17 protein-coding genes and 1 pseudogene are annotated in these 26,901 nt (G+C 46.9%); 8 read left to right on the forward strand and 10 right to left on the reverse strand.

Going from position 1 to position 26,901, the window contains the following annotated elements; genetic code table 11:
- Positions 1–17: 17 nt before the first annotated feature.
- Positions 18–587 (reverse strand): hormogonium polysaccharide biosynthesis acetyltransferase HpsU, encoded by a 570-nt coding sequence (hpsU, locus tag QUB66_RS11965; RefSeq protein ID WP_332967985.1) that lies wholly within the window; start codon positions 585–587, stop codon positions 18–20.
- A 163-nt stretch (positions 588–750) separates the two neighbouring features.
- Here hpsU and QUB66_RS11970 point away from each other — a divergent pair, with 163 nt between their 5' ends.
- Positions 751–1,548 (forward strand): cation diffusion facilitator family transporter, encoded by a 798-nt coding sequence (locus tag QUB66_RS11970; protein WP_265239601.1) that lies wholly within the window; start codon positions 751–753, stop codon positions 1,546–1,548.
- 89 nt (positions 1,549–1,637) lie between these two features.
- Here QUB66_RS11970 and QUB66_RS11975 read toward each other — a convergent pair whose 3' ends face one another.
- The 3 genes from QUB66_RS11975 to QUB66_RS11985 all read right to left on the reverse strand — a co-directional run bounded on the left by QUB66_RS11975 (position 1,638) and on the right by QUB66_RS11985 (position 4,173).
- Positions 1,638–2,639, reverse strand: coding sequence for a glycosyltransferase family 2 protein (locus tag QUB66_RS11975; RefSeq protein WP_265239600.1), 1,002 nt, complete (start codon positions 2,637–2,639; stop codon positions 1,638–1,640).
- Positions 2,640–2,740: 101 nt separating this feature from the next.
- Entirely contained in the window at positions 2,741–3,712 is a 972-nt protein-coding gene (locus tag QUB66_RS11980; RefSeq protein ID WP_332967987.1) for a glycosyltransferase family 2 protein, read from the reverse strand.
- A gap of 212 nt (positions 3,713–3,924) precedes the next feature.
- Positions 3,925–4,173: a hypothetical protein gene (locus QUB66_RS11985; RefSeq protein WP_332967953.1), complete on the reverse strand. Its 249-nt coding sequence runs from the start codon at positions 4,171–4,173 to the stop codon at positions 3,925–3,927.
- A gap of 2 nt (positions 4,174–4,175) precedes the next feature.
- Between QUB66_RS11985 and cobU the strand changes: the two genes are divergently transcribed.
- The 3 genes from cobU to QUB66_RS12000 all read left to right on the forward strand — a co-directional run bounded on the left by cobU (position 4,176) and on the right by QUB66_RS12000 (position 7,802).
- A complete protein-coding gene (gene cobU / locus QUB66_RS11990) occupies positions 4,176–4,724 on the forward strand; it encodes a bifunctional adenosylcobinamide kinase/adenosylcobinamide-phosphate guanylyltransferase (RefSeq protein ID WP_265239598.1) in 549 nt (182 codons plus the stop codon).
- A 279-nt stretch (positions 4,725–5,003) separates the two neighbouring features.
- Positions 5,004–5,426, forward strand: a complete 423-nt coding sequence (locus QUB66_RS11995) for a hypothetical protein (RefSeq protein WP_332967955.1) — start codon at positions 5,004–5,006, stop codon at positions 5,424–5,426.
- Positions 5,427–5,732: 306 nt separating this feature from the next.
- Positions 5,733–7,802, forward strand: a complete 2,070-nt coding sequence (locus QUB66_RS12000) for an ABC1 kinase family protein (protein WP_332967989.1) — start codon at positions 5,733–5,735, stop codon at positions 7,800–7,802.
- A gap of 97 nt (positions 7,803–7,899) precedes the next feature.
- Here the strand turns inward: QUB66_RS12000 and QUB66_RS12005 are convergent, their stop codons facing one another.
- Positions 7,900–9,009, reverse strand: coding sequence for a hypothetical protein (locus tag QUB66_RS12005; RefSeq protein ID WP_332967957.1), 1,110 nt, complete (start codon positions 9,007–9,009; stop codon positions 7,900–7,902).
- A gap of 380 nt (positions 9,010–9,389) precedes the next feature.
- Between QUB66_RS12005 and QUB66_RS12010 the strand changes: the two genes are divergently transcribed.
- The 4 genes and pseudogenes from QUB66_RS12010 to QUB66_RS12025 all read left to right on the forward strand — a co-directional run.
- Entirely contained in the window at positions 9,390–9,533 is a 144-nt protein-coding gene (locus QUB66_RS12010; RefSeq protein ID WP_332967959.1) for a hypothetical protein, read from the forward strand.
- 372 nt (positions 9,534–9,905) lie between these two features.
- Positions 9,906–10,313 carry a GFA family protein gene (locus tag QUB66_RS12015; RefSeq protein ID WP_332967960.1) on the forward strand — a complete coding sequence of 136 codons (408 nt, stop codon included), beginning with the start codon at positions 9,906–9,908 and terminating at the stop codon, positions 10,311–10,313.
- 124 nt (positions 10,314–10,437) lie between these two features.
- Positions 10,438–11,016 carry a Uma2 family endonuclease gene (locus QUB66_RS12020; RefSeq protein ID WP_332967961.1) on the forward strand — a complete coding sequence of 193 codons (579 nt, stop codon included), beginning with the start codon at positions 10,438–10,440 and terminating at the stop codon, positions 11,014–11,016.
- Positions 11,017–11,291: 275 nt separating this feature from the next.
- Positions 11,292–12,329, forward strand: a pseudogene (locus QUB66_RS12025) (DUF4238 domain-containing protein); the annotation flags it as partial.
- A 260-nt stretch (positions 12,330–12,589) separates the two neighbouring features.
- Here the strand turns inward: QUB66_RS12025 and QUB66_RS12030 are convergent.
- The 5 genes from QUB66_RS12030 to QUB66_RS12050 form a co-directional block, all read right to left on the reverse strand.
- Positions 12,590–20,530 (reverse strand): hypothetical protein, encoded by a 7,941-nt coding sequence (locus tag QUB66_RS12030; protein WP_332971235.1) that lies wholly within the window; start codon positions 20,528–20,530, stop codon positions 12,590–12,592.
- A 1,691-nt stretch (positions 20,531–22,221) separates the two neighbouring features.
- Positions 22,222–22,776, reverse strand: coding sequence for an NYN domain-containing protein (locus QUB66_RS12035; RefSeq protein ID WP_332967964.1), 555 nt, complete (start codon positions 22,774–22,776; stop codon positions 22,222–22,224).
- A 214-nt stretch (positions 22,777–22,990) separates the two neighbouring features.
- Complete coding sequence (murI, locus tag QUB66_RS12040; protein WP_332967966.1) at positions 22,991–23,872, reverse strand: glutamate racemase; 882 nt, start codon at positions 23,870–23,872, stop codon at positions 22,991–22,993.
- A 93-nt stretch (positions 23,873–23,965) separates the two neighbouring features.
- Positions 23,966–25,753: an N-acetylmuramoyl-L-alanine amidase gene (locus QUB66_RS12045; protein ID WP_332967968.1), complete on the reverse strand. Its 1,788-nt coding sequence runs from the start codon at positions 25,751–25,753 to the stop codon at positions 23,966–23,968.
- A gap of 613 nt (positions 25,754–26,366) precedes the next feature.
- Positions 26,367–26,492, reverse strand: coding sequence for a hypothetical protein (locus tag QUB66_RS12050; protein ID WP_332967970.1), 126 nt, complete (start codon positions 26,490–26,492; stop codon positions 26,367–26,369).
- Positions 26,493–26,901 lie beyond the last annotated feature (409 nt).

The raw sequence follows: 26,901 nt of genomic DNA on the forward strand, positions 1-26,901 counted from the left end.
TCCCGGTGCAATGTCTCTTACGAACTTTGGTTAATTTCTCGCCGATAGCGCGGATGACAGGGATTACCCGTACAAACAAAGCCTGCGGGCATATTTTTAAAGACGCTGCTGCGAGCTCCAATTAAAGCGTTGGCACCGATTTCGACACCGGGGCCAATGAAGCAGTCGGCGGCAATCCAAACGCCATGATTAATGATCACAGATGCTGTAATTAAGCCAAAGGCTGGGTCTTGAGGGTCGTGGGTGCCGGTGCAAAGGTAACTTTTTTGGGAAATGACGCAGTGTTTACCGATCGCAATTCGCTCCAAACTGTACAATACAACATCATCGCCGATCCAACTGTAGTCTCCGATTTCAATTTTCCACGGATAGGTAAAACGAGCCGTGGGGCGAATTACCGCACCTCGACCTATTTTTGCTCCAAATAACCGCAACAGCCCGCTCCTGATGCTATTACAAGGGTGTGGAGTGAGGGGAAAGGCGATCGCCTGGACGAACCACCACAGCAAAATTAGCCAACCAGGCCTTCCGCGATCGAACTTTGATTGATCGTAGCGGCGCAAATCAACTAAAGATTCGCCTGTCAAAGTATTTGCGTGATTGTCGCTAATTGGACGATCGTTTATTTGAGAATTTGGGGAATTTGCGATCAAATTTTCCTGATCTTGGTTCGTATTTGGTATATAATCGGTCACTGATAGTTAATTTATTATTTAATTTAAAATCGAGTTTAACCTTAAGGACTGCTGCATGACATTTCTAGTTAGGGACAATTTTGACTCGAAAAACGCCAAGGATATCGCACAATGCGAGAATATAAATCCCAGAATTGGCAAAATTCGACTTTTACAAACAGCATTGGTACTGCTTAGCAGCTTTTTTGTAGCAGAGTTAATCGCCGCACTTAATTCTCATAGTTTGTCCCTATTAGCAGATGCGGGTCACGTTTTTTCAGATGTAGCAGCTTTAGCAATAACTTTGACAGCGACTTGGTACTCCTCAGTCAAACGCAAAAGTAAATCCGTAGATTGTACGATCGCACAATCGCCAATTCCCGATCGCCCAGAAATCATTGCTGCCTTAGTTAATAGTATCAGTTTAGTGGCGATCGCCCTGTGGATTGCAGTAGAGTCGATCGACCGATTGCTGTCCCCAACTCCCGAAGTAGAAGGACTCCCGATGTTAATTACCGCCATAGTCGGTTTAAGCATCAACTCAATTAATGCTTTTTGTCTGCATTCTTGCTGTCACGGCGACCTCAACCTTAAAAGCGCCTTTCTGCACGCAGTTGCGGACATTTGTTCCTCGGTTGGGGTAATTGTCGCAGCCATCGCCGTGGCTTGGCTGCACTGGAATTGGGCCGACGGCTTGATTAGCTTGCTGGTGTCTGGGGCGATCGTTTTACTAACTCTACCACTATTAATTGAAAGCATCCGTTTACTGTTAGGTAATGTCTCTGCTATTGCCGCCATTCAACAGCCTTGCGATTGCGAAAAAATCAGCGCCGAAAAATTACTTTTTCCCTCACTAGAAGAACTTATTAAATAAAAACAAGACGGTGGTTGAGACCAGGTTTACTGAAACGAAGTACACTTCAATCCGACTGAAGAAATAAAGTAATTTTTACTGCTCGATATTCAACCCGCGTCGGCGGGTTTTGTTTTTATAGACGCGGTTTCAACTGCTCGGTCTTCTTCTTCCATCTCCTGATTGATCGCTACAGGCGGCGATATAGGAGCTTCAGGTTCTGCCACATTCAACTGACCGCCACAACAACGCAACTCGTAAAGTTTTGCATTAATTTGATACTCGTACTGACTCAATAGTCTTGCATAAATATAGCCAGCTTTTCCATCCAAAAAGCCTAACTGAATGAAGTAAAATAAAATAAATCTGAGCAGTGGTTTAAAAGGCAGCCGCACCCAAACTTTTTTGAGAAATCGCTTCCGCTGTACGGCATCTCCAAATAAGTGAGCACCAATAGTGCCGCTGTCGTCGCGCCCTTCAATAATATTGTAATAAACGCGAGCTTCCCAATTAGAATAGCGGTTGTGCCGTTCTATCCAGTGAAATAAATCGCGGTAATCCTCGTGGATCATGTCATTTTTTAAGTAGCCGACTTGACCACCTAAAATGACGTGTTCGTGAACTTCATTGTCGCCAGTATTGGGGACGGATTCAGTGCCGAGATTTTCGTAACGGCCTTTTTGATGCTTGAACAAACGCAAATTCCAGTCCGGATATCGACCGCCGTAACGCAGCCATTGACCTAAAAAGAAGACTTTGCGGTTGAGGTAGTAGCCGTCAAAATTGGGGTCTTCGATCGCCTGCGCGATTTCGTCCCAAAGTTCCGGCGGAATGCGCTCGTCGCAATCGACAATTAATACCCATTCGTTGCGAAAGGGTAGGTTGTCCAAAGACCAGTTTTTCTTTTTTGGCCAGCGGTTGTCGAAGTAGAATTGCACTACTTTTGCACCACTGCTGATGGCAATTTCTACGGTGCGATCGCTGCTTTGGGAATCTACCAGAAAAACTTCATCCGCCCTGGCAATGCTGGCCAGACACGCAGGTAGATTAAGTTCTTCGTCTTTGGCCGGAATGAGAACTGAAACCGGAATCTTGGATGAACTAGATGTCATAATCGAGTGCTTGAATCTGAATGCGGTCGAGTTATTGTGGATGAAGTGCGATCGGCACAGTTGAGCCGACGACTGGAACAGTGAGGGATATTGCTTATAGCCTAATGCCTGCTGGTCGATTTCGGTAGAAAAATCAGGCCGCGGAGGGCTGCACTCAAATAACCGATTTGACCCCAAGCAAAAACGAAATTTTCAAAGCGCAGCCCTGGATCTCTGATGTATTTCAAAGATTTGTAGACACCCCTCAGTATTCTTTCACCGCCCCGTCCAAGCTGAGCAATACCCGCTCGATCGCACAATTGTTCCCGATAGCACTCGCTGATGCCTTGCCACCAACCGCGCTCTAGAAACCAAGCTTTGTTGAGCCGTTCTGGGGCAACATTGTGCATCACCAACGCGGACGGCAGATAAATTACTTGCCAACCTAACTCTAATGCTAATTCTGTGGCGCGCAATTCTTCATTTGACAGCAACTTTTTGCCGACTCTACCGAGTTTGACATCGAAGCCGCCAATTTGTTCGAGAAAAGCGCGCCGGATTGAGTAGTTTACACCCCTGGGAGTCAAACCGGCAGCAGTTACATACACGCAAGTATCGCCTAAATCGTAAACTCCCAAATTCTGGGCCAATCCGGGCGACAGCCAGTCTGGCGGGGAGACTCCAGCAGGCCACAGCAAGTTAACTTTGCCGCCGGCTATGGCTAGTTTTTGATTGCTTTGATAAGCCGCGTGCAGCACCCTGAGCCAATTCGGCTCAGCAATAGCGTCGTCATCGAGATAAGCCAATATTTGGCTACGAGCTGCCTTTGCGCCAGTGTTCCGGGCTACTGACAGACCGATTTCGGGTTCCCATACGTACTTGAGCCGTCGATCGCCTAGTCTCGCTTCTACCACCTCACGGGTGCGCGAAATCGAACTTTCGGCAGTCGCATAATCGCTAGAACCGTTATCGACTATTACTACTTCAAAGTTGTCGGGAAAATCCTGTACCAGCAAGCTGTCGATCGCCCCAGCTAAATAGGCGGCGCGATTGTGGGTGCAAATAATCGCTGATATCTGAGGATGCTTTGGCATAAATAACAGCTTGGGAAATACTGGGCATTGGGCATTGGGCATTGGGCATTGGGCGAAGCGAAGCGGAGGCATTGGGCATTGAGCATTGGGAATAGTTTCAGCTTCTTGCTTCTTCTACCTGAATTGCGAATTAGTAGTACCTCACTTGAAAAGAAAACGGCTATGCTTGGAAGCTCGATCGACTGACTCTGATATAGCCTTTCTCAGAAAGATCAGGTACGCATCGGGGATATGGCATCGGGGATATGGCATCGGGGATATGGCATCGGGGATATGGCATCGGGGATATGGCATACCTCACTTTTTTGAGAACCGCTATATTGTCCCATTAATGCTATTATCGCCTTAACATAATTGGCAATCAAATAACCAATAACCAATAACCAATAACCAATAACCAACAACCAATAACCAACAACCAATAACCAATAACCAACAACCAACAACCAATAACCAACCATAAATGACTAAAATAATCTTAGTAACTGGGCCGGCCCGCAGTGGCAAAAGTGAATGGGCGGAAACTCTGGCTGAGGGTTCTGGAAAACAAGTAATCTATGTGGCTACCGGCTTGGTTGATGAAGCGGATTTGGAGTGGGTTCGTCGCCTCGAACAGCACCGAAATCGCCGTCCAGTTAATTGGAAAACTCTCGAAGTGCCGATCGAATTACCGACAGTTGTGCGCGCCGGTCAACCGTCGGATTGCTTATTAATTGATTCCCTGGGAACTTGGACAGCAAATCTTTTGGAACAAGAAGCGGCAGTTTGGGCGACTACGCAGCAAGATTTGCTCGCTAGTTTGAAGTCAACGGCGGCCGATGTAATTTTTGTAGGAGAAGAAACCGGATGGGGTGTTGTGCCTGCTTATCCGGCGGGGCGGCTGTTTCGCGATCGCCTCGGCACTCTCGTCCGCCACATCGGGGCGATCGCCGATGCTGTTTATCTCGCTACCGGAGGTTACGCCTTAAATCTCAGCACTTTGGGTACGCGACTGCCACTAGCCAAGAATTAATCAGCCGGAAGTGCGATCGACTTTCTGAGAAAAAATCCAGGTTTCCCGGTAGACAATTTTAGCTAAAAATTAGGTATAATTCTAACCAAGATTGAAAACTCAAAACTTACATAAATTACTCCAAGGAACTACTCTATTGGGAAACCCACACCACAATTGGACACTAAAAATAGCCAAGTTTTGAAAATATGTAAAATATAAAATGCCTTTTTGGATAGAGTGTAGGTTTAAAGTTTAAAGTCTAAAATTGCTAATCAATTGCAGGATTGACTAAAAGTTATGGCATCCAATAATGAAGTGAGAAAATATATTGCTTACTGGTTTCAGTTAGGCAAAAAAGTATTAATTCGCAACGGTTCCGCAGCGCTGCTACCAAAATCGGTAATTGCGGGCGATCGCTACAGCAACGAATTTGAAGACTGCTGGCAAAAAATCATCTCCCCCGACAGCGGAGACTGCTACCTGGAAGGCACAAACGAAACAATTGCCGAACTACTGACATCAGGATGGGAAATCAGTCCCTGCGCCCGCTGCGCCATGCCCGTAGTCTTTCACGAAAACGGAATGCCGCCGGAGTCCTGTCCCTGTCACGACTTAGCGAACTGGCCCAATACTGAAATGCCCCAACCTCGATCGCCCGTCAGTACAAAATCACAACTTTCAGGCATTCGCGATCGACTCCAGAGAACCGGCGGGGAGTAAAGAGGGGGAGATTGGGAGATTGGGAGATTGGGAGATTGGGAGATTGGGAGATTGGGAGAGGGGGTGGCCAGAAACCGGGTTTTTCTCTAAAATATTTCGTTACAACCCTAGATCCAGTAAAAAACCCGGTTTCTTTGGTCATAGCGCATAAGTCTTGGACTCCGCTTCGCCCAATGCCCAATGCCCCATGCCCCATGCCCCATGCCCCATGCCCCATGCCTTCGGTTTTCTCTATCTAAAAGCAGTGGTGAGAAGGCGACAAATTGTTACAATTAGTTTACAATGCTTCACACTAGGTCTGAGTTTATGGATGTCAAGACAGTATCGCCAGCCACCCCGCTAACTTACTCAAATTCAGGGACTCACACTGCACTCGGCAATCTCCAAGAGGTAGAAACCGTTCCCCTGCAAGCAATACAAGTAGAACTAGAGACAGTGGCGGTGACTCCCGAACCGCTCAAATCAGCCAAAGATATCGCTTACGAGTTGGCAGGAGAAGCCGTGCGCTACGATCCAGTGGCGATCGCAGCCCAGTATCGCGATCGTCCCCTGCAAGTCTGGGGACGGCTGTCGAGTGTTGTTTGGACATTTTTTAGCTTTGCCCTCAGTTTGTGGTGGGACAAAAAAAGAGGGCGCACCGCAGCCAACCAAAAGCGCCGCGCCGCCCGCCTGCGAGACATTCTCAGCCAACTCGGCCCAGCTTTCATCAAAATCGGACAAGCACTCTCCACCCGCCCCGACTTAGTACCCCCCGCATATTTAGAAGAACTAACAACGCTGCAAGACCAATTGCCAGCATTTCCCAACGAAGTAGCATATCAATTTATACAAGAAGAATTGGGCGCACCCCCCAACGAAATTTACGCCGAAATCACCGCAGATCCGATCGCAGCAGCATCCCTCGGACAAGTCTACAAAGGGAAACTCAAAACAGGGGAAATCGTCGCCATCAAAGTACAGCGACCGGGTTTAGCCGAAAACATCGGCTTAGATATTTATATCCTGCGGCGCGTCGCAGTTTGGGCACAAAATAACTTCAAAATAATTCGCAGCGATTTAGCAGGAATTATGGACGAGTTGGGCGAGCGCATTTACGAAGAAATGGATTATACCCACGAAGGACAAAACGCCGAACGCTTTGCCGAACTTTACGGGAATTTGAAGGATATTTACGTTCCCAAAATCTACTGGGAATATACCCGCCGTCGCGTCTTGACAATGGAATGGATCACCGGCGTCAAACTCACTAATTTGGAAGCCGTCAAGGCTCAAGGAATCGACGCTCCTTACTTAATTGAAGTGGGGGTGCAGTGTTCCCTCAGACAGCTTCTAGAACACGGTTTTTTTCACGCAGACCCGCATCCCGGCAATCTTTTGGCAACTCCTGACGGTCACTTGGCTTATCTCGATTTCGGGATGATGAGCGAAGTAAAACCTTATCAGCGGTACGGCTTGTTGGAAGCTGTGGTGCATTTGGTAAACCGCGACTTTGAAGGTTTAGCTAGAGATTATGTCAAGTTAGAATTTTTGACACCGGATACCGATTTAACGCCAATTATTCCAGCTTTGGCCGGCGTGTTTAACAATGCTTTGGGTGCTAGCGTTGCCGAACTCAATTTCAAAAGCATTACTGACGAACTTTCGGCGGTGATGTACGAATATCCTTTCCGAGTTCCAGCTTACTATGCTTTGATTATTCGATCGCTCGTCACCCTAGAAGGGATTGCGATTAATGTCGATCCAGAATTCAAAGTGCTCAGCAAAGCCTATCCTTACGTAGCAAAACGGCTGTTGAGCGACCCCGCACCGGAATTGAGAGCATCTTTGCAAGATTTATTGTTCAAACAAGGCGAATTCCGCTGGAACCGCTTAGAAAACTTACTGAACAATGCCCGCGAAAGCGACGATTACGATGTCAGCAAAATCCTCAACCAAGCGTTAGAGTATTTATTTTCTCAGAGAGGAGATTTCATTCGCGATCGGATTGTTGTTGAATTGGTAAAAAGTCTCGACACACTTTCCAGCAAAGCTTTTGATAATGCCAAAGCAGTTGTCGGCGAATGGTTTGGAGTCAAAGCGAGTCTACCCGTTGTTTCACCAACCGAACAACAAAACTTGGAACATATCAAGCGAATTTGGGATATTTTGCAATCAACTCCGGGTTTTGACAGCATGAAAGTATTGCAGCTAATTCCGCAGTTATTAGTAAAACCAGAAGTGCAGAACATGGGCCAGCAAGTCGTAGGCGGTTTAGCTCAAAGAGCAGTTGCTAGGTTAATTAGGGAGTTTTTGCTTTCCGAGAAACCGGCAGCAATTCCTGAGAGTGCAGCTTATCCTAAAACTTCGCCTCAGTTGTCTTTACCTGCTGCTAAGTAGTGAGATTGGGAGTTGAGATCCGCAGATGTTAGCGGATGAACAGGGATGAATGCAGATATAATTATATCTGCATTCATCTGTTCGAGTATTTCAGTAACTACTGAAGTTTAAATCCTTTAGCAGCTAATTGTTGGCGGAGACTTTGAATGATGACGCTATCGACCGTATTCTCGCCTTTATTGGCACTAGCTTTACGTTGTTGTTCAACATATTCATTTCGCTTTTGAGACAATTCGCGAATCGTCTTTTTAATGCTCTCCCTTTCGGCTTTCTTAGCAGCTACATATGCTTTTTTTTCGGCTAAAGCCATACTACGCATCACTTCTGGCAAAGCATCATTGGAGAGTGACTCAATTGTAACTCTGCCGTTTTCGAGAGCATCTAGCAAATCCCAAGAAGCATTATCATAGTATTCAGAAGCTTTGGAGCTACTGCGCATCACCAAATTTCCGCCAGCATTACTATCTTCAACTGCTTGACGCTGTTGTCCTACTTTGCCTTCTCTACCATAGGGAATGTAGGTTTGATTTAGTTTAGTGTTAAATGTCGAAATCTGGTCGTCGAAAGGGGATTTAATTACCACAATTGCTTGATTTTGATTGATATTAAAGTGACTGCCTTTTGCTACAGTAGCTCCAGATGCCCAAAGTTGTCGCTCCTGACTTTCCGCTGAACCACAGTAAATAGTATTAACGAGAGTATCTCCTTTCACAGCAAGATTGACAGATTGAGTCCAAACAATTGGGCCTTGATCGAAGGGTTCATTACCCGCAATAAAAATCACGCGAAAATCAGCAGGATCTTTACTCCAGTTTAATTGTTGCATGGCGGAGCGAATTACCCAGCCAGCATATTCTTGGCCGCCATTAGTTTTGATACTAAATAGCTTTTCGGAAACTACATCTAATTCAGGAGTAAATCCAGTTAACAATCTGACAAAACCTTCCTCAGAAGGTAAGCTGTCATTACCATAATGGTAGAGAGCGACTTGTAACTCTGGCACTTCGCCATCTTTGGTGACTTTAGTTAAAAAATTCACAATTTGCCAAAGTTGATTGCGAGTCTGGTCAATCAGTCCATCCATGCTATTACTAGAATCTAAAAGGATGGCAATCTGAATTTTAGCTTTGGCGAAAGCGGCTGTGGGAAAACACAAAATACTTAGGGTTAAAGCTGTAGTGAATAAAAATCGAGCTAGTTTCTGCATGGATTTTTCCCTATGAAATTATTTTTTATCTAATTATAGTCAGTGATAATAGAGATTTAGTTCCTGGTCTCAAGTAATTTATAACAATATTTTACATTTGGGTTCGATTCATTACATAACTTATCAACTCCGATCGAAGAAACCGGGTTTTTACCGAATTTGTGGACTGCAACGCGTCTTTTGGTAAAAAACCCGGTTTCTGGTCATTCATGGGTAACTCAGACCAAAGAAACCGAGTTTTTTACCAAATCTGCGGACTGCAACGAAGTCTTTTCGCAAAAACTTGGTTTCTGGGCATCCATGCGTAAGTCCTAATTTAAGCTGCTACTGTAGCTGGTGACAGAGACTTGCTATAATTGACGTGCCCCAGATCGTTCATCATGAAGTATCCCCTTCACACCCAATCTCAGCCCGTCGTTGGCGAAGCAGCAAAAAAGCTAATAGAACCGATCGAATCCGGTCGAGCCATCACCAATCAACCTGTCCTCAACCTTGCCAAACGGATTGCGGCTCGTCGTCGCTAAGCCAAGAAGAATGCCCAGTCAAAAATTTGAAGGAATCGACTTTTCCCAGATTCCAATCGAACCTCTTACCCCTGAACTTATGAACCGAGAACAGGGGTTTCGCTGTCTCACAGGAGAATTTGTTACTTAAGGATCGTAAATCTCAAATCTCAAAGCTCAAATCGATCGAAGTAATTTACGTAAGTTTACAAAATCATGTCACTTTTTATCGCCAACAGGGCGATCGGGGTGTTTTATTCTTTGAGTTAAAGCAGACAACAAGCTGTTCAGAATGTTCGGATTTAAACCACAAATGTGCGATATCAGCCAACTAGGAATACTATTGTACCGCATCTGCGATACAATTATAATTTATGCCTTTAGGAAAAGAAAATGGTAAAAGGTAGCTGCCTTTGCGGTCAGATTGAATATGAGGTAGAACTAATTCCGGAGAAAACATTTAATTGCCACTGTTCTTTCTGTAGGAAGGCTCATGGTTCTGCTTTTGTAACAGTAACTCTTGCAAAAGGGAATACACTCAAAATCACAAAAGGTGAACATTTATTCAAAGAACACAAAAACGATTTGGGTGGCTTTAGAGCATTTTGCTCAAACTGCGGAACAAGGCTAATGAATTATCCGCAAGATAAATCGTTGTATCTTGCGATTGTTCTTTCCACAGTTGATACCCCCATAGACTTCCGTCCTTCGGCTCATGTAAATGTGGAGTCTAAAGCGACTTGGAATGAACCTTATGATGGCATCCCGTCGTTTCAAGGCCTACCTGATGGGGCCTTATAAACAAGGCATAATCAAATCCTCAGACAAGGAGACGATCTAATCAAGCCTGCGAGGGAACTCGTGAATGCTGAATTTTTAGAGGTAGAATTAGTGTTATTACTGTTGGATTAGGGAGTTTATGGTTGTGATAGCAGCACGAGATAACGATCGCTCTTTTACACCGGAAGAGTATTTTAGTTGGGAGGAAAAGCAGCTAGAAAGACACGAACTGATCGATGGTCGGGTTTATGCGATGACTGGTGGCACTAAAAATCATAGTGCGATCGCAATTAATTTCTTGTTGTTAATTCGCCCTCATCTGCGGGGCGGTCGATGCGCTGTTTTTAATTCAGATTTAAAGGTTAACATTCTCAATACACCCAACTACACTTATCCCGATCTAAGCGTGACTTGTGACGATCGAGATAGGGAGCATCCTCTCTATATTACCTATCCCTGTTTAATTGTCGAGGTTTTATCGGATAGCACCGAAGCTTACGATCGAGGGAAGAAGTTTGAAAAGTATCGCCGCAATCCGAATCTGGTTGATTATGTGTTGGTCAGTTCTGATGAAATTGCGATCGATATTTATCATAAAAATGATGCTGGTGAATGGGTAATTCTTAGTTATCGATCGGGCGATATGGTTGAGTTTCAAAGTATCAATCTAAGTTTGCCGATCGAGCAATTATATGAGGAAATTGTTTTCGATATACAGCCCTAGATATACGATTATCATACGTTGGATTTTAGAGGCTATTCTGATAGAGCCATTCGAGCAATAAGATTTTTCAGAGAAGGTAACTTTTGATAAAATTATGTGAGGATTTGGCGGTATGTGGGGTTAATTCCAAAATCTCAAATCTCAAATCGATCGAGGTAATTTCTGTAAGTTTACAAAACTATAAAAGCGTTGATGAGTAAGCAAATAACTAAGAACCAACATTATGTTCCTCAATGCTTGCTTAAGCATTTTGGTTGTGATGCAAAGAAGGGAAAAAGATAAATATATTTGATATCGAAAGATCTGTTGTGAGATATAACCAGTCAGTTAAGGAGGTGTTTTCACAGAACTATTTTTATGGCAAGGACAACAAAGTTGAAACCTTCATGGCTGAAAAAATAGAAGGGCCAGCTTCAAAAATAATAGATAAAATCGTCAATGGGGATTTTAATATAGTTGGTGAAGATACTTTAACTTTGCACAGATTTATCTTATCTCTCTTTTATAGAACACCCGAAGCAAGTGAAAGAGTAAGTGGCTTTGTAAATTCACAACTTGAGTCAATGGTACGCGAGCTTTTAAACTTGAACGGATTTGATCCAGAAGAAGCAAGTGCTGGACGCTTAAAATTATATCCGGATAGCTTAGCTTCTTGCATTACTGTTCAAGGAGTGCTTGATGCTGTATTTTTAAGGGATATGGAATACCATATTATTAAAAATGAAACTGCGTCAGAGTTTTACATATCCGATCATCCTGTATTTATCTACAACTGGTTTTATCGCGAGTTGGAACACCCCGAAGTTACAAGCCTCAATGCGAGCGGGCTTCAAATATTCCTTCCATTGTCCCCCAAAATGACACTTTGTTTATACGATCCGAAGGTGTACAAATATGGACAAAAAAGCTGGGTAACTTGCGTTTCAAATGATAAGGATATTGAAATACTAAATTCTTTTCAAGTTATCAACTCAAATTCAATAATAGGATTTTATTTACAAAAAAATGACGCTCATGTAAAACAATTATGCGAAAGATATAAAAACATAATATTGCATCAGTATGAGAGTGGTATTTTATCAACTTCGGAGGAAGGTAAGGGAAGAAGAAGATCCACCCATTTTGTTTTTACTCGACAAGAAAAGTTAAGGAAAATGCCTTCGTTCATAAAAGTTAAGAAAAAGTTTAGAAGTTACGCATCTTCGTATCAAGAAAGAGATCCTGAGCTACCTGCAAAATATATGGAGTTCAAAAAATTTATAAATGAGCAAAGACAACGCAGTATTCTTGAATTAGACCAAGGAGATGGTTGATGCTTAGAAATTATCCTACAAAATTATTGACAGTAGTCTTGGCATGGTCGATCGCTCACCTACTCGTATAGTAAAATAAGGTGTGTCAGCAATAATTCTCGCTCTTGACCAAGATTAAACGAGCGACGCACCTTACCCTCGATCGCGAGAATAGCTAACCCGGATTTGGTATTACAAACCACAAAAAATGCAAAAAACTCGGTTCCTTAAAGAAACCGAGTTTTTTTATATTCGATCGCCCTCAACCAAACCTACAATTACTACAAGGTCGAAATGCCAGTCAAATCGTTATTTGCTAGTGGATTGCTGGGACTTGCAGCCGGAGTAATTAAGAGGCTATTGTCGTTGGCAGAAGTATTAGCAACTGGGGAAATTGCACTACTAGCGATCATGCCACTTAAAGGAATGATTGGCTGAGTTTGAGCGCTGGTGAGAGAAGTTAACAAGCTCTTTGTGTCGTAGATCAGGAGGTCATCATCGGTTTCGCTAAAGGTCATCATGGTTGGGATTGAACCACGATTTAGCAAGCTATCGTTGGTGGTAGTTTTGACAGGAGTTGCTGTTGCACTACTTGGATTAGTACCTGTTGTCAATGGTTGCAGGCTGAGACTTGCTGGTACAGAAGTCGTGCTTGTTGACAAACTAATTGGTGCCGTTGCTGTTGCTGGATTAGTATCTGTTGTCAATGGTTGCAGGCTGAGACTTGCTGGTACAGAAGTCGTGCTTGTTGACAAACTAATTGGTGCCGTTGCTGTTGCTGGATTAGTATCTGTTGTCAATGGTTGCAGGCTGAGACTTGCTGGTGCAGTAGTTGTGCTGTTTGGCAGACTTGCTGGTGCAGGAGTAGCACTGGATAAGCTAGTGCTAGAACCGCTGTCGATCGCACTTAGAACATCATCACTCTCAACAGGTTCACCGGTTAAAGAATCCGTATTCGAGGGAGTATTGAAGGCTGCGGGTAGCGGGCCTCCGGGAGTGATGGATATAAAGCGAGAACTGTCGATCGCACTAAATTGAGTATCTTTCAGCCAAGCTAAGTGTTCGCCGGTGCCTGCGATGCTGATTAAGGCATCGTTAGTATAATTTTCACCGCCTTGAACGATTTGCAATTGGTCAAAAGTGAGGTCTTGTGCGAGTCCGAGGTAATCGCGATCGGCTTGGAAGTAGAAAATGTTATCCAGTCCCGAATTTGGTGATATCACAAATATGTCGGAACTCATGCCTCCAATCAGCGTATCTTGGCCGTTGCCACCTTTGAGGATGTTGTTGCCTTCGCCGCCGTAGAGGCTGTCATCGCCATCGTTGCCGTTGAGACTGTCGTTGCCGCTGCCACCATTTAAGAAGTCGTTGCCATTACCGCCGTCAAGGGTGTCATCGCTGCTGCCACCATCGAGGCTGTCATCGCCTTCGTTGCCCAACAGATTGTCGCTGCCGGCTTCTCCGGTTAGCAAGTCGTTGCCGCAACCGCCGTCAATGGTGTCGCGGCCCGCGCCGCCCAGCATCGTGTCGTCGTCGCATTCGCCGAACATCAAGTCATCGCCGTTGCCGCCTCCCATCCAGTCGTTGCCGCTGCCGCCGACGAGGGTGTCGTCGCCAGAATCGCCGGTGATGGTGTCGTCGCCGGAGTCGCCGACAACCAAGTCGTTGCTGGCCCCGCCGTCCATCAAGTCAGTTTCGTCGCCACCGTAGAGGGTGTCTTCGCCAACTTCGCCTAACATCGTGTCTTGCCCTTGACTGCCAAACATTAAGTCGTTGCCGGCCCCGCCGAAGAGTTTGTCGTCGTCCATGCTGCCGTCGATTTTGTCGTTACCAGCGCCGCCGATTAATTGGTCGTTGCCGGTACCGCCGAACAGTTCGTCATTGCCAGCGCCGCCGTCGATGCTGTCGTAGCCGGAACCGCCGTCGATTTTGTCGTTGCCGGCTTCTCCGAGAATGGTGTCGTCGTCTTCGTTACCCCAAATGTTGTCGTTGCCCGCGCCGCCGTTGATGAAGTCATCGCCTGCTTGCGCCCAAATGTTGTCGTTGCCGTCGCCGCCGGAAATCGAGTCTCCGCCGGAACCGCCATCGATGTTGTCGTTGCCGGTTTGTCCGAGGATGGTGTCGGCTGCATCTCCGCCGTAAATGTCGTCGTTGCCGCGGCCGCCGTCGATCGAATCTTGGTCTTCGCGGCCATAGATTTCGTCGTCGCCGTCGTTGCCGAATACGGTGTCGCTGCCGGTTCCGCCATCGATGAAGTCGTTGTCTTCGTTACCTTCGAGGCTGTCGTTGCCGGATTGACCGAAAATGCGATCGACTCCTTCACCACCAGACAAAGTATCGTTGTTCGCGCCGCCGTCGATGTAGTCGTCGCCGCCGTCGCCTGTGGCGATATCGTTGCCGTCGTTGCCGTAAATGCGATCGCGCCCTTCACCGCCACTCAAGCTATCATCGCCTGCGTTGCCTTCTAGGTAGTCGTCTCCGTTGTTACCGAAGAGGGTGTCAGTACCGATTTGTCCGAAAAGTCGATCGTCCCCTTCGCCACCATCCAGGCTGTCGTTGCCGGCTTCACCTCGGAGAATGTCATCTCCGGTTTGTCCCAACAGCGTATCGTTGTCATCGCCGCCCCAGAGTTCGTCATTGTCGGCATTGCCTTCTAAAAGGTCATCGCCTGCGCGGCCGTACAATCGATCGCGGCCGTCATTGCCGAAGAGGGTATCGTTCTCAGTACCGCCGTCAACCATGTCGTCACCGCTACCGCCGGAGAGGGTGTCTTTACCCGCTTCACCGTAAAGGCTGTCGCTGTCATCGCCACCGTCGAGAATGTCGTCGCCGAAACCGCCGAACAGGGTATCGCTGCCGGATTCTCCCAGCAAGCTGTCGCCGTCGTCGCCTCCCCAGAGGGTGTCGCTGTCGTCGCCGCCGAGGATTGTATCGAGGCCTGCTTGTCCGTAAAGGCGATCGCGCCCTTCATTGCCCTGTAGCAAATCATTCCCCAAACCGCCGTCGGCAATGTCATCGCCGCGACTGCCGAGAACCGTATCATCACCAGCCTGTCCGAACAAACTGTCATTATTTTCGCCACCGTCTAGGAAGTCGTTACCGTCGCCGCCTTCGAGGGTGTCATTTTCGCTACCACCATCGAGGGAATCGTTACCTAGTTCGCCAAACAGTCGGTCAGTTCCTGAGTTGCCTTCGAGGATGTCATCGCCACCGCCTCCGTAGAGGGTGTCGCTGTCACCTTGACCGAGAAGGGTATCGTTGCCTTCGCCCGCCAACAGCGAGTCATTGCCGGAACCGCCTTCTAATAAGTCATCGCCAGCTAGGCCTTCGAGGGTGTCTTTGTCGTTCCCGCCGTAGAGACTGTCATTGCCATCGCCTGCATTCAGGATGTCATCGCCGTTTTCGCCGTAGAGGTAATCATCGCCAGATTGGGCGGACAAAGTATCATTGTCTTGGCCTCCCCAGAGATAGTCGTTGCCACTGCCGGCATCGAGGAAGTCTTTGCCGTTGTCGCCGTAGAGACTGTCGTTGCCTTCGGCTGCGTAGAGACTGTCGTTGCCAGATTCCCCAAACATTTTGTCATCGCCAGTTCTACCGAGTAAAGTGTCGTTGTCTTGACCTCCATAAAGTAGGTCATTGCCACTTCCGGCATCGAGGAAGTCTTGGCCGTCGGCACCTTCGAGGGTGTCGTTGCCATCGCCTGCATCAAGGCTGTCGTTGCCAGCTTCTCCAAACAGCTTGTCATTGCCGGCTTGGGCGAATAAAGTGTCCTCGCCTTGGCCTCCCCAGAGATAGTCGTTGCCGATTCCGGCATCGAGGAAGTCTTTGCCGTCGCCGCCGTAGAGACTGTCGTTGCCTTCGGCTGCATCGAGGCTGTCGTTGCCACCTTCGCCGTAGAGGTTATCATCGCCGGCTTTGCCGAGTAAGGTGTCATCGTCTTGGCCTCCCCAGAGTTGGTCGTTGCCAATGCCAGCATCCAGGAAGTCTTTGCCGTCGCCACCGTAGAGGTTGTCGTTGCCTTCGGCTGCATCAAGGCTGTCGTTGCCACCTTCGCCAAACAGGTTGTCGTCGCCTTCTTTTCCTAGGAGGATGTCGGCATCGTCGCCACCGTAAAGGTTGTCGTTGCCGTCGCCTGCATCGAGGGTGTCTTTGCCGTCACCACCGTAGAGGTAGTCGTTGCCGATGCCTGCGTCTAGGTTGTCGTCGCCTGCATCGCCGCTGAGGGTGTCGTTGCCGGCTTCGCCGTAGAGGGTGTCTTTGTCGTCGCCGCCGAACATTTCGTCGTCGCCGATGCCGCCGTATATGAGGTCGGTGTCTCCTTCTCCGTAGAGTTTGTCGTTGTCGCTTTCGCCGTAGATTGTGTCTTTGTCGTCGCCGCCGTAGATGTAGTCGTTGCCGGCACCGCCTTCGAGGCTGTCGTTGCCTGTTTCGCCGTAGATTGTGTCGTTGCCGTAGCCCGCGTCTCCGGCTACGGTGTCGTCATCGCTACCGGCGTAGATTAGGTCGTCGGCATCGCCACCTCGGATGTAGTCTCGGCCTGCTTCGCCGTAAAGGGTGTCTCGGCCTTGGTTGCCGTAGATGCTGTCGCCGCCGTCGCCTCCGTAAATTTCGTCGTTGCCGAATTCGCCGTAGAGTTTGTCGTCGCCTCCGAGTCCGTTGATGCGATCGTCCCCAGCATCTCCAGTGATAACGTTAACGCTATCGTCGCCGGTAATATCATCGTTGTGAGTGGAACCGGCGACATTTTCGATGCCGGAAATTTGGTCTCGGTCGCCCCAACCGTCGGTAGCATCGCCTGTTTGTAAGTTGACAGTAACGCCGTTGGGGTCGCGGCGGTAGCTGAGAATGTCGATGCCTTCTCCGCCGTAGAATGAGTCATTGCCGGCATTGCCAATTAATAAATCGTTGCCTTCTAATGCCCAAATTCGGTTATCTTTTTCGTTGCCAATCAAGATGTCTTCAAAGCGAGTACCGATGATATCTTCGAGATTTCTCAGGGCATCGGTAGTGCCAAAACCATCTTTACCAGTACCGGCGGCAATTTCAAAATCCCGTTCGAGTTCGGTGTAGTATTCCGTGGGATTAGCTGCGTTAACAAATTGTTTGAAACGCTGACTGGTGTTGTTTTCGTAGTCGCTACTTTCGTCAATATTAACGATAACGCCGCTGGGAGAATTGATGTAGTTAACGAGGTCGATTCCTTCGCCGCCGTCAATTAAATCATCGCCGATTTCTCCGATTAACGAGTCGTTCCCGGTGCCGCCGTAAAGTTCGTCATTGCCAGCATTGCCGTTGAGGGTGTCGTCGCCGGCTTGTCCTAAAAGTACGTCATCGTCGGTGCCGCCAAACAGAGTATCTTTGCCATCGCCACCATCGATGAAGTCTTGGCCTTGACTGCCGAAAAGGTAGTCTTCGCCAGCTTGTCCGTAAATATCGTCATCGTCGGCACCTCCATCAATGATGTCTTGGCCGTCGCCGCCTTCGAGCCAGTCATTGTTTTCGTTACCGGAGATGACATCGTTGCCACCTTGTCCGTAAATTACGTCATCTCCGGTATTGCCGGAAAGCGAGTCTTGGCCGTTGCCGCCATCGATGAAGTCATCGTCTGCGTTGCCTTCTATGGTGTCGCTGCCGTCTTGTCCGTAGAGGATGTCGTCGCCTTCGTTGCCTTGGATGAGGTCGCGGCCGCTGCCACCTTCGGCGTAGTCTTCGCCTGCGTTGCCTTGGATGAAGTCGTTGCCGGATTGGCCGTAGAGTTTGTCGTTGCCTTCGTTGCCGTAGAGTTGGTCGTTTTCGCTGCCGCCGTCGATGATGTCATCGCCTTCGCGGCCGTAGAGAATGTCGTTGCCGGCGTTGCCGTAGAGGAAGTCGCTATCGATGCCACCATCGAGGATATCTTCGCCTTCGTTTCCTTCTAGGGTGTCGCTGCCTGCTTCTCCGTAGAGTAGGTCGTTGCCTGTTTCGCCGTAGAGTTTGTCGTCGTCGTTACCACCGTAAAGTTTGTCGTTTTCGCTGCCGCCGTACAGCAAATCTTTGCCGTTTTCTCCTCTTAATTCATCGTCTCCTTCTTCGCCTCGGAGTTCGTCATTGTCCTCGCCGCCGTAAAGGAAGTCATTGCCAGTTCCGCCGTACAGCAAATCTTTGCCATTTTCTCCTCTTAATTCATCGTCTCCTTCTTCGCCTCGGAGTTCGTCATTGTCCTCGCCGCCGTAAAGGAAGTCATTGCCAGTGCCACCGTAAAGAGAATCGTTGCCGTTTTCTCCTCTTAATTCATCATTTCCCTCTTCGCCTCGGAGGTCGTCATTGTCATCGCCACCGTAAGCTGTGTCTTCACCAGTACCACCGTAAAATTTGTCGTCTCCTCCTTGTCCCCGAAAAAGATCGTTTCCGCCTTGGCCGTAGAAGATATCGCTGTAGTCACCGCCAGTCATTTCATCAGCAAAATTTGAACCGCTGACAATTTCGATATTGCCAAGGATATCTTCTGTACCGAAACCATCACTGACTTTATAAACATCAGAACCTAAAATTTTGTCTGCCAAAACACTAACGCCACTCTCGCTATTAGAGTAATCAGCGGTGTCTTCATTCCCCTCGCCACCATCTAAAATATCATAACCGACACCCCCTATTAAAACATCTTTCCCTCCATTACCTCTAAGAACATCATTCCGAGATAATCCAGACAATATATCATTTGATTCTCCTCCTTCAAGCCAATCATCATCTTTGGTGCCAATGGCAGAATTTTCTGCTTTAATTGGTTCGTTAGGAAAGTAGTATCCTTTAGGATAAAACTCCTGAAAATTTTTATTAACCCCCTGCTTAAGAGTTGGATTGTTTAAATACTTTCCAAAATCATGTTGAGAAATTCCCTCTTGATATGCTGTCACACCAGCATCAAATAGGACTTTAAATTTGTCAATGAAAAAATCATTATCAAATTGAAGTTTGGTAACTGGATCGTTCTCATTCTTGATATTGTAATCATTTTCTCCATTAAATGTCTCAAGACCACCTACAGCAAGGTATTTTGTTGGAGAACCTAAAGCAAAAACTCTTGTGTTTTTATTTGAGACATTCTCACCCATATCTTTCAAGGCATCTTCAAAAAAGAAATTTCCCTGAGAGTAGCCAATCGTAGTTAAAGAATAATTGGGCTTTTTAAGGTCTGACTTAACAGACTCTATCCACTTCTCATTGAGGTTGTCATTGCTCATCTTTGTTCCACTAAACCAAAATTGACTAAAAGCCTCTTTGGCGTCTTCTGGTAATGCTGCAATTACGCCCTCATAAACCGCATTGGCAACTTTGATGATTGGTACATTCTTAAAAATCGGTAGATCGGTGACAACTGTGATTACTGTGTCAATGATAGCCTTGGAAAAGTCAGCATCTTCAAGTGGGTTCTTTCCACTTATAATACCATCAAAAACTGGTGCAAATGTCTCTAGAATTTTTTTTATCTGGTCATTAAATTTATACTTATCAAAATATTCTTGCCATGCTGAACCATATTGCTGAACCATATTTCCCAGCAGATTTTGAACATTATTGAATGCCGCATTATAATTTCCTTCAGCTTGGTTTAGCTGATTTTGAGCTGAATCAAAATTGCCTTGCAAAACATCGGTTATAGCTCCCCCTAGATTAGTAATTGCTTGTTGTACGCTGTTAAATACCTTTTGAGCGTCCTGAAATATCTTCTCCTCATCGATCATTTTTGTTTCTAGAATGGCAAGATCAGAGATGCCTTGTATCAAACCTTTAAGACCATTTTCTAGTATGCCATCAGCATCTAATCCAGCAGTTTCTTGCAAAAATTTAAGGGCTTCATTAGTATTTGACCACTTCACAGAAGAGGATTTTTCAATGATTTCATCAGCAGAAGTCTTACCACCTAAACTGCTTAATCCAAAGACTAACAATCCTATTGATAAACCTCTAACAATTGGTAAACCAATATCAACAACCAAATCTCCTGTTTTGTCAGACTCATTGTAGAAATGCTGATACTGAATGCTTCCTGAAAAGGTTTCATTGCCAAATATTATTTCTTGGTTGTCAGATAAACGCAATTTGTCGCTAAGTTCTTTAGCTTGATCGAGGTATTCTTGTTCCGTAGTCCAAAGACCATTAATAAAAAGAGTTAAGGAGCGACCGCTATCTTCTACTTGTTGTTCAAAAACAGGTTTCAAGTTGAAAGAATTGTTAGAAGTCATGGTTTTATTCTCCAAGAGTAGATACAATGTGTGCTGAAAATTGACAAAAAGACTCCGCCGACACGCACAGACGTGTCACATTCACCGAATTTGCTCGCCTAAAAATTAGGGTCGATCGCCCTTCAAGTCAGTTAAGGTATTGTGAAAAACTTCGTGAAGCTAAGCTATCCCCCAGGGAATCGCCCGCCAACACCGCAAACAACCGTTAAAGCCAGATTCAAAATCCATAGATTAATGCACCCCCTGAAATTAATAAATTCGATCGCGCCACAGGATTTATGCGCCGCCAGAAACCGGGTTTTTTGCGAAATTATGCGCTGTTAGCAGGAGATTCTGCGAAAAACCCGGTTTCTTGAGCTTGGTGCGTAACTCCTTACTTATCTATCAGGACTAACTCGGTAGTTTTATGCAAAACTCTACGGTTTTTTTTGTAAAGCTTTGTAAAGACTGCGTGAAAGCACGGAAAGAGTTGGTTTTGGGAGTTGAAGGGCGATCGACCCAACCGCCTAACTGTCCCTCATACTTATCTATCAGGACCGACTCGGTAGTTTTATGCAAAACTCAACTTTTTTTTGGCAAAGTTTTGTAAAGACTACGTGAAAGCACTGCAAAAAGCGGATTTTGGGAGTTGAAGCGCGATCGAATAATGCGCTTTCCCCCCAGCCCGGTAGGTAATTAATTACCTCCCGGACTTTCGGACTGCGGGATTGCGCGATCGACTTCGTTGTGCGAAAAATAGCCCCAACTGCCTAACTGTCTCGTACATGTACTTATCAGGGCTAACTCGGTAGTTTTATGCAAAATTTCAATTTTTTTTCAGAAATTCTGTAAAGACTGCGTGAAAGTACCGAAAGAGTTGGTTTTGGAAGTTGAAGGGCGATCGACCCAACCGCCTAACTGTCCCTCATACTTATCTATCGGGGCCGACTCGGTAGTTTTATGCAAAATCTCACTTTATTTTTCAGAAATTCTGTAAAGACTCCGTGAAAGCATCGAAAAGAGATGGTTTCGGGAGTTGAACGGTCTTTGGGCTTCGCAAATGCAGTTCCCCACAAGGATATTTTAGGTTTGATCTCTTGCTGGTCTTGCATTCGTGGGGATTCTCAACGGATGTTTTGAATCTGACCAGAATCGGCTTGGGATTCATGACCATAATTAAACACAAAAAAATCTGAAGCTGGAAAATTCCAACTTCAGACTTTTACTAACTCCCCGGGTAGGATTTGAACCTACGACCAATCGGTTACACTTATCCCAACGTTTCCGAAGGGCGTGGACTATTTCATCATCCCTAGAACGCAGATTTAATATCTGTCGCGGGATGTCGGGCGCTGTGAGATTTATTGGTTAGGCTCCTCATCTCTAGTCTCTGCACCTTTATGGCTACTTGTGGTCTAAACCACTGCCTTTCGCCAGACTTGGCTCAAGATTGCCGCCACCCGAAGTGCTGCGGTTTCCTTGAATTCACCCGATTTTTCAGTACCCGTTACCGGATAAAGCTGCTATGTCACTAGGGCTTTTGGTTAATACCAAAGGCTTGCATTCATTACAGCCGATCGCTCTGCCACTGAGCTACCGAGGATTGCGTGGTTTTCGTCACCCACATTTACTAATAGTAGCTGAACCGATTCGATTTGGCAAGGCCTTTTGCAAACTTTTTTTTTTCTCATACACCAAGCGGGTTTAGGCCGCTAATGCAGCCCCATTCTCATTCTGGCGAGGCGCTGCTGCGATTCTGGATCGAGGGAATTGGACAGAAAGCGACTGGAGTTGTGTTTTCGGGATTTGTGCTGGCGCTCGCTGCGGCGGGCGGTGGATTCTACGTCAGCCGCTAGTTGTTCGGCGGACATCCATTCGGCGCCGTAGCCGACTACTGTCAATTGCTGCGCTCTGTCTGAGGTGGCGACAATCATGCGCCCTTTACCTTTGATCGATCGCAACTCATACCGCAAATTAGCACAAGACTTTTCAATATAAGTATCTGCTGTCTGACCGAAGTCAGTGTAGTGCACTGATAAATTTTTAGTAATAATTTCTTTAACGCTGGGAGTATCTCGATAGTGAGCGTCAAACACGAGTCGAGCCTCAAAATCTTGAACGGCGCTGTAGTTAACTAAAACCTCAATTAACTCACGGCGAGCTGTTTCGAGTTCGTCGCGATCGCGCTTCTCTCGGAGTCGAGGCCACAGTCCAATCATGTTATAGCCGTCTACAAGTAACACTGCTTGCGATATATAGGTTGACATGGTTCAAGGCTGAAGATCTCCAGCAGATATAGGACGTTATTTGCATTGTTCATCAAAGCTTTTGTTGCATTTTATTACAGATCGTAGATTGATTGCTACCTTCGATCGCCATAATTAAACCCCCAAATCCCTAAGTGTCTGGGATGTGGGGGTAATATTTGTGCGATCCTCGAATGCAAGCAACGCGCTCCGTGCGATCGATAAATTGGCCGGCTTATTCGACAGATTCCAGGGATACGGGCGATGGCTTACGCCCCGCTTCGCTACGTACAACGGCCGGCAGAGATACTTTCTCAACCGCAGGAGTACAGCCCAGCCACTGCACCGACAAGTCCGCAAACTGCTGCGGAGGGCCACTCACACAAAAACGAGTCGGCAGCGCCACACCAGCATTCCGCAGCCCCAAAACCTCCAATTCTCTCGCCGCAGCAGCCACCACGCGCACCGCAGGATCGATCAAATTTACCCCAGCAGGCAAGAGCGATCGCAACACGGGAGCCAACAGCGGATAATGAGTACAGCCATAAATCAGCGTATCGATGCGCTGCTGAATCAAAGGAGCCAAATATTCCCGCGCCACCTCAGAAGTATAAGGATCGTGAATCCGATTTTGCTCCACCAGCGGCACAAAAGCCGGACAGCTAACCTGCCATACCCGACAAGAAGCGTCCATTTCCAAAATCGCATTTCGATAAGCATTGCTAGCAGCAGTAGCAGGAGTTGCAATGACTCCGATCCGCTTACCTTGCTGCACCGCAGCCTGCGCCCCCGGCAGAATTACTCCCAGCACCGGAATATCAAACTCAGCCTGCACCATCTCCATCGCCAAAGCAGAACTGGTGTTGCAGGCCATAATCACCATTTTCACATCTTGTTCGACCAGCCAGGCCATAATTTCCCGGACAAAATGTACAATTTCCGACGCCGCGCGAGTCCCGTAAGGCAGTCTCGCCGTATCTCCAAAATAAAGTATTGATTCGTTCGGCAATTGTTTGTATAACTGCGTCAAAACCGTCAAACCGCCCACACCGCTGTCAAAAATACCGATTCTTTGTTGACTGTTGTCTGTTGTCTGTTGTCTGTTGTCTGTTGTCATTAGTTACCAATTCCCAATTACCAATTACCAATTACCAATTACCAATTACCAATGCCCAATTACCAATTACCAATGCCCAATGCCCCATGCCCATTATCTTTGTTGAAGATAAACTAAGATGCCGCGAGCGATCGAAGCGGCCATTTGACTGCGGTAAGCTGGGTCAGAAAGTTTAGCAGCATCCTCAGCACCCGTGACAAAACCGACTTCCACCAAAACAGAAGGCATAGAACTCTTCCTCAAAACATAAAATCTCGCCTGCCGCACCCGGCGGTCAGTCGCTCCCGTCCCATCCAAAATACTGGCGTGAATCACGCGAGCTAAATCTTGTCCGCTATCGAAATAATAAGTCTCAATCCCGCTAATATCCGGGCGACTCATATTAATCGAATTAGCGTGAATGCTGACAAACAAAGTAGCATTCACCCGTGCTGCCAAAGAAACTCTCGGTTCCAGGTCGATTTCGCTGTCATCAGTCCGAGTCAGCACCGCCTGCACTCCCTGCTGTTCCAGTAGCCTCGCCACCTGATAGGAGATATCTAAAACAATCTCCTTCTCTTGAATGCCCTGAATCCCGACTGCACCCGGATCGCGGCCGCCGTGGCCTGGATCGATCGCTACTACGACGCGGCGGTTAGAAGCTTGGGGCAAATCACCCGCTCCGATAGTCCTTCTCGGCAACGGCTGCGGATTTGGATCGCGAGTCACAGGTGGCTGCGCGCTAGCACTCGATCGCAACTGCAAAGACAGCAACTGCGGGTTAGGTCTCGTCACCCTGCCTACCTGTACCCCCGATCGCGGCTGCACCCAAATCACCACAGTCTCCGCGTCTTCCTGACTGGCAGTAAACGATACAGGACTGTTCCCATCGAGCTGAGGAATTTGCCCAGTCAGAGAACTAGAAGCGAGCCGAATCCAGTAAGATTTCGACGACTGATCCCACCCGCTGGTATAGGAGACTTGGCGGTCAGTTCTCACCACAAATTGCGTGCCATTACTGGCTAAATCAATGGACTGAACTCTCGCTAAACTTGCTTGAGCTGGTCTCCCAACAGGTACAGGTTGGGAGCCCGTGAGGATTGGCGGCCTCGTGCCCCCTGGCGATAGCACAACAGAGCCCGAATTGCTCACAGAAGCGCGCCACTGAGTATTAGAACTCTTCATCCGCAAAGTCACGCGGGTAACGGGCGGATCTGTTGGCAGTTGCCGCACTTCAATCTTGTCAACTCCGTACTTGCCGTTCGTTTGAGGCTGTTGGCCGCCCGCGCCCGGAGCTAAAGTAGCTCCTTCAATATCGAGGGTGGCGATGTCCCCGGCCCGACTTTGTTGAAAATTAATTTGGGGGCGCCCGCCCGCAGTGCGGACTAAAAAACCGTCCGCCGTCACCTGAACGTTCTGAACTACAGTCGCTTCAGCAGATTGGGTTTCCGTTGCTGAAGGTTCAACCGATAATCTTTCTCCCCCTGGTTCTGAAATCGGATTTTGAGTTGCTCCCCGCACTGGCGTTGGCAAATCTACTGTCCACTCGCTGGGAGAAATTCCCCGGAATTTTACTTGCTGCGGATCTAGGGTAAATCCGTCTCTGAGTTCGACAACTATTCTGGTGGTATCGTCGTCAAACTGTCCTACTCGCACAGATTCGATCGCTCCTGAGAGCGGTTGGCTGACCGCAGAACGTCCCAGACTCGTCCCCGGTAAGTCGATTACCAACCGCGTGGGGTTGAAAATCAGTTGAGCTTTGGGTTGAACTCCCCCCTCTGTTCTAATGTAAAGCCGGTTCTCTGAAGCATCAAACCGCCAAGATTGCAGTCTCGCTGCTTCGGCGGCTCCAGCGAGCAAAAATACACTTAAGAAACTCGGTAGTAGCCAGTGGAATTTCACGACAGTTTTTTCCTCGTTTGCGTTACTGCTAAAAGGTGGAAGGGTGCCGCTTGCCCGATCGGCTTTCAGCGGTGAGCCATTAGCCGACTGGGGACTTCCGACCGTCAGTTGTTGGCTCTCATTGACTTTATTTATGCGTTAACAGCCTACAAAATGCCCAATCATGGCATTTTGGAACTTGCCCGTATATTTGGGGGCGATCGGTTATAAGCTGACTGAAAAATTGTTGGCACAAGGGAAGGTATTTATTTTTAGGAGCAAAAAACAATGTCTTTCTTGAAGTTAGAAGATACAAGTTATAAGGTCAAATTTTACCAGAAAGAATTGGTTTAAAGCCGGAACCCTGATCGGGGAGAAATTAAAAAAAACTATTCATTACTCCAATCCTCTTCCTTTCAAGTAGAGGTCGCTGTTAACTGTCAACTGTCAACTGAATGAAGGTTCTTCAAGGGAGCGGTTTTATCGCTCTTTAATATTGGCGCAGCTTGTTACGGCAAGGGTAATAATCCGCTTGACTGTTGTGTTTCGTTCTAATTTTTTATACCATACCGACAACTTAACAACCGATCTTGAAAAGAATCCAGATTTTCAAGATTTAGCTGACTTTTGATGGCTACAAAATATTAGTCTCCGACAAAGTGGCATATTTTTGGGGACAAACATTTTTGCTGACAGCTTGACAGTTAAATACAATTACATAGCGTCCCTGCTCTCTTTTTTTCTGGTTTTTTTTACTCATGAATTTTCGGCGATGATCGAAAATTAGTAGGGCGATCGCGATTTTCCTGACACTACGATCGCTAGTCGATGCTGTCAGCAGTAACCGGAGAGTTTTTTCTGTTACCTTTGCGGGCTATGCTTTGTCATTATTAACACTCTTTTTGAGTGCACGATGGACAGCCAGAGCATTGGTTGATTGACGCGGATAAAATTTTGGGCGGCAAATATAGTTAGGGCAGTTGTCAAGTTTTTGGGACAGTAAAAACAGTCGATGGGCTGCTCGATAAAACCTGTAATTTGGTTTGATGACTCGCTTTTCGACTAACTACATAACTTGTATGTATGCTACCAGTTAGAAAAGATACACTATCTTGGCGATTGTGTCAACGAGTGAGGGAAATTCTGTAATACCATACCACCGCGTGCGA

The organism is Microcoleus sp. A2-C3, assembly GCF_036706065.1.
Taxonomy (GTDB): domain Bacteria; phylum Cyanobacteriota; class Cyanobacteriia; order Cyanobacteriales; family Microcoleaceae; genus Microcoleus.